This is a genomic window from Micromonospora sp. ATA51 (genome assembly GCF_016802855.1).
In the GTDB taxonomy this organism is placed as follows: domain Bacteria; phylum Actinomycetota; class Actinomycetes; order Mycobacteriales; family Micromonosporaceae; genus Micromonospora; species Micromonospora sicca.
Map to the genome: position 1 here is coordinate 1 of NZ_JAEVHJ010000441.1, position 4,313 is coordinate 4,313.

4 protein-coding genes and 1 pseudogene are annotated in these 4,313 nt (G+C 69.0%); all 5 read left to right on the forward strand.

Annotation, left to right across the window (positions count from 1 at the left end):
* The first annotated feature begins 324 nt into the window (after positions 1 to 324).
* The gene (locus JNW87_RS35415; RefSeq protein ID WP_238455197.1) at positions 325 to 882 is read left to right on the forward strand and encodes a dihydrofolate reductase family protein; all 558 of its coding nucleotides are present in this window, start codon (positions 325 to 327) and stop codon (positions 880 to 882) included.
* Positions 883 to 970: 88 nt separating this feature from the next.
* Positions 971 to 1,357, forward strand: coding sequence for a VOC family protein (locus JNW87_RS35420; RefSeq protein WP_238455198.1), 387 nt, complete (start codon positions 971 to 973; stop codon positions 1,355 to 1,357).
* 230 nt (positions 1,358 to 1,587) lie between these two features.
* Positions 1,588 to 2,325 (forward strand): annotated as a pseudogene (locus tag JNW87_RS35425) (class I SAM-dependent methyltransferase); the annotation flags it as partial.
* 680 nt (positions 2,326 to 3,005) lie between these two features.
* The gene (locus JNW87_RS35430; protein ID WP_238455199.1) at positions 3,006 to 4,127 is read left to right on the forward strand and encodes an ATP-dependent DNA ligase; all 1,122 of its coding nucleotides are present in this window, start codon (positions 3,006 to 3,008) and stop codon (positions 4,125 to 4,127) included.
* 76 nt (positions 4,128 to 4,203) lie between these two features.
* Positions 4,204 to 4,313 (forward strand): MerR family DNA-binding transcriptional regulator (locus JNW87_RS35435; protein WP_238455200.1); only part of this gene is annotated, 110 nt, incomplete at its 3' end.

Below are 4,313 nucleotides of genomic sequence, written 5' to 3' on the forward strand. Positions count from 1 at the left end.
CCGACACCGTCTGGATCAACCCACCCGAACCCGCAACCGATCAACCGCTACCCCAAGCGGCGTAACACCCACTGGTCCCACCGACCTTGACAAGTTCCGGTCCGGCTCCATCCAACCGCGGCGCGGTTAATTCATAGGTTTAGGGTTCGAGTCCCTGGCGGCCCACTCCTCCGCAGGTCAGCGGCCCTGACCGGGATCGCTGTCGCCGCAATCAGGGCCGGTACAGCAGGGCCGCTACCAAGCCCGGGGCGGTTCAGAGGCGGCCGTTCCGGTCTGGTCGCGGTTGTAGTAGTTGAACGGGGTGGGCAGTGGCAAGATTGCGCCATGGCCAACCTCATCTACTCGGCGATCGCCTCGCTCGATGGCTTCACCGCTGACGGCAACGGCGACTTCGACTGGGCGGCGCCCGACGAGGAGGTGCACGCCTTCGTCAACGACAAGGAACGGCCGGTAGGCACCTACCTTTACGGGCGCCGGATGTACGAGACGATGGTCTACTGGGAGACCGCCTCCGCCGGCGACGACCAGCCGGCCGTCGTGCGTGACTACGCGCGGATCTGGCAGGCGGCCGACAAGGTCGTCTACTCGTCGACGCTGGACGCGGTCTCCAGCGCGCGGACCCGGCTCGAGCGGGAGTTCGACCCGGACGCCGTCCGCCGGCTGAAAAAAGCTGCGGAGCGCGATGTCACCGTCGGGGGTCCGGGACTCGCGGCGCACGCGCTCGCGGCCGGCCTGGTGGACGAGTGCCACCTCTTCCTCAACCCCGTCGTGGTGGGCGGGGGGACGCGCGCGTTGTCCGCCGGTCTCCACCTTGAGCTGGAACTGCTGGAAGAGCGCCGGTTCGGCAACGGCGTGGTCTACCTGCGATACCGGGTCGGCTAGAGCCTGTACCGAACTCGTCGGCTGTGGTGCTTGATCTGATCGGCTGTGTCGAGACGAGCGCCGCGCTGGGGCTGGTGCATCGCCGCGGGTGGGTGAAAATGACGGTATGCCGAGCCGTCTTGCCGTCATCGCCATCGACGCCATCCGACCACAACTGATCGCCGACTTTTGGTGCTCGGTTCTCGACTGGCAGGTTGTTGATGAGGATGCTGAGGTGATCACCATCGCAGCCTCCGACCGTTCCTGGCCGGTGATTGACGTGGTGGCTGTGCCAGAGGGCAAGGTGATCAAGAACCGGTTGCATTTCGACCTGCGTGCCGACGGCGTGTCCACCGCGGAGGAGCTTGACCGGTTGCTCACCCTCGGTGCACGACGCGTCGACGTGGGACAGCCCTCCGACGCGAGCTGGGTCGTGCTTGCTGATCCTGAAGGCAACGAGTTCTGCCTGCTATCACGTCCTGTGCAGGAGCTCTAGGACAGCTTCCAGTCAAGCGGGCTGGGGCAGATATCGAAGTCGGCCGAGCGGGTGCAGGTGTCGAAGTTGCGGCGCGTGTCGCCAGAGTGACCGGCGAATAGCCGCTGCTGGATCGATGGCCGGCCAATGTGGTGAAATAGTGCGCACGTGACTCTCTCCAGGGCAGCGACGCCAGGCCCCGTGCGCGGCGTGGGGGTGGTGACAGCCAGGGAGGCGGCGACATGTCCAGCGCGCAGTTGTACGACACCATCGGAGCCACTTATACCGTGACGCGGCGCACCGAGCCGCGGATCGCCGCAAGGGTCCGGGCTGCGCTCGGCGATGCGCGGACGGTATTGAATGTCGGGGCTGGTACCGCCTCCTACGAGCCCGCCGACCGTGACGTCACCGCGGTGGAACCGTCGGCGCTCATGCGTGCGCAGCGCCCCGCAGGCGCAGCGCCGTGCGTGGCTGCCGCTGCGGAAAGCCTTCCGTTCGAGGACCAGTCCTTCGACGCAGCGATGGCATTTGCCACCATCCATCACTGGAAGGACCCGATCGCGGGCCTGCGCGAGATGCGGCGCGTTGCTCGCAGGGTGGTGGTGTTCACGCACGACACCAGTGACACCGGATGGCTTCGTCGGTTCTGGCTTACTCGCGACTACCTTCCTGAAGTCGCGGACCTCCTTGTCGACCGGCCTTCGCTGACCGAGCTGGCCAGCGCGATCGGAGCCCGCGTGGAGCCGGTGCTCATCCCGTGGGACTGCGCTGACGGCTTCTTCGAGGCCTACTGGCGCCGGCCGGAGGAATACCTCGACGAGAACGTTCGTCGCGGGGTATCGGTCTGGGCCAGAGTCGGGCCGGACGCCGAGCAGAGGGCAGTGCACAGCCTCCGTGATGACCTCGCCTCAGGTCGGTGGGCAGAACGCAACCGCGACCTCGTCGATCTCGATGCAGCAGAGCTTGGCCTTCGCCTGCTGATCGCCTGAACCCGCCACATCCGGGTGCGACTTCTCTGCCCGAAGCCATGGGCAGTCCAGGCCCCACTCGCATCGGTCAAACGGTTAGGCTTCGCTGGACACGGTGCGGTAAAGGGCTCGAAGGTCCTCGGGCAGCCGCAGGCCCACGGCGGCCTCAGCGGCGCGGATGTCCTCTTCCGAATGCCCGGCACCGAGGTCGGGCGTGCGCCCAGCGCTCCACCTGCACGTGGCCGTGCCCAGCAGCCGAGCGGTGACCTCGCCGACCCGTTCAGGCTCGCCGCCGGCCCCGCCGCTCGCCAGCGCGGGACCGGGTCCTGTGGAGAACTTCGGCGTGGAAAACGCCCTGATCATGGCCGAATCTGCTAGCCCCCTGGGAGCTGCGGTTGTCGCCAGGCCCGCCGACCGTGTCCCACGAGCGAGTAGCACAAGAACCGCCAGAGGGTCCGTTCGCGGCCTGCCGCCGACGTCATGGTGGGGGAGTAGCCGCCCGTCGCCAGTCCGCGCAGGTCGACGATCCCGTGGTGGGGCTGGCTGAGCTTGGGGCGTAGGTGGCCTGGGGCGTCGCGGGCGGCGACGTGATCAGCGTCCTCCCTCGCTGGCTGGTCGTACGCCACCGGTGGCGCGAGCCGCGGGCGGATTCGTTGTCGCGGATCTCCGCACGCGACGGCCTCTTTCGTACCCACGATGACGTGGGGGCGAATGATGAGACGTGTTCACGGCCGGCGCGGGCGGGGCTGGAGGTGACTCCCGCCCGCCCCCGGGCAAGCGCGGCGGCGGCACCCGTGCTGCGTCGGCCGGTCGCGCCGATGCTCGCGGCGCCGGTCGACGCGGTGCCCGAGGGCCCCGGCCTGGTGCACGAGCCGAAGTGGGACGGCTGGCGGGCGATCGCCTTCCGCGAGACCGACGGGGTGTACCTCCAGTCGCGGGCCGGCCGGAACCTGACCACCTACTTCCCGGACATCACCCGCGCGATCCGGACGGCCATCCCGCCAGGCGTGGTCCTCGACGGTGAGCTGATCGTCTGGGAGCGTGGCCGAACCAACTTCGCGCAGCTGCAGCGACGAGTCACCGCCGGCAGCGCCCTGCTGCGCCTGGCACGCGAGTGCCCCGCCCACTACGTGCTGTTCGATCTCCTCGCGGACGCCGGCGGACAGGTGATCCTGGACCTGCCGCTGTCGCAGCGCCGGGCCCGGCTGGAGCAGCTGCTCGCCGACGCGCCGGCGCAGCTCACCCTGACCCCGCAGACGGCCGACATGCGGCAGGTGTCGGACTGGTTGCTGCACTGGACCGTCGCGGCGGGCATCGAGGGCGTGGTGAGCAAACGCTTGGGCAGCCGGTACGAGCCCGGCCGGCGAGGCTGGTCGAAGTTCCGGACCCGGATCGTCACGGAGGCCATCGTCGGTGGGGTGACCGGCAGCATCAGCAGCCCGGAGACCGTGCTGCTGGGCCGATTCGACCGGCGGGGACGGCTGCGATACACCGGCCGCACCCACCCCCTGACCACCCACCAGGCCGTGGAGCTGGCCGCGCTGCTCGCGCCGCCCCGGATGCCGCGCCCCGGCGCCGTAGCCCACCCATGGCCGGAACCCCTGCCCGCGTCCTGGTCCAGCCAACTGGACCAGCCCGAACCGCTGCGGTACGTACAGGTGGAGCCAACCATAGTGGCGGAAATCGACGCCGACGTGGCGTTCGAGCATCAGCGGTGGCGGCACCGCGTACGGTACGCGAAGGCCCGGCTGGACATGTCGGTCTACGACGTGCCGCTGGTCCTCGGCGAGGGCGAAGACCCGTTCGGAACGCCGAGAGGCTAACGGCGCGGGGGCGACGGCCGAGGAGGTGTCGACTAGTAGTTGACTCTCTGGTCAAGTCTGTTCAGGCTTACCTGCTATGGGTAGCGCTTATCGGATCGGGGAGTTCGCCAAGCGGGTGGGCCGCTCGGTGGGCACGGTGCGTCGCTGGGAGGCGGAGGGGCGGATCAGCGTGCGCCGGCTGCCGTC

Excerpts from the sequence above, each read along its gene's own strand:
- JNW87_RS35415 (WP_238455197.1), top strand. The coding sequence starts at position 325 with ATGGCCAACCTCATCTACTCGGCGATCGCCTCGCTCGATGGCTTCACC.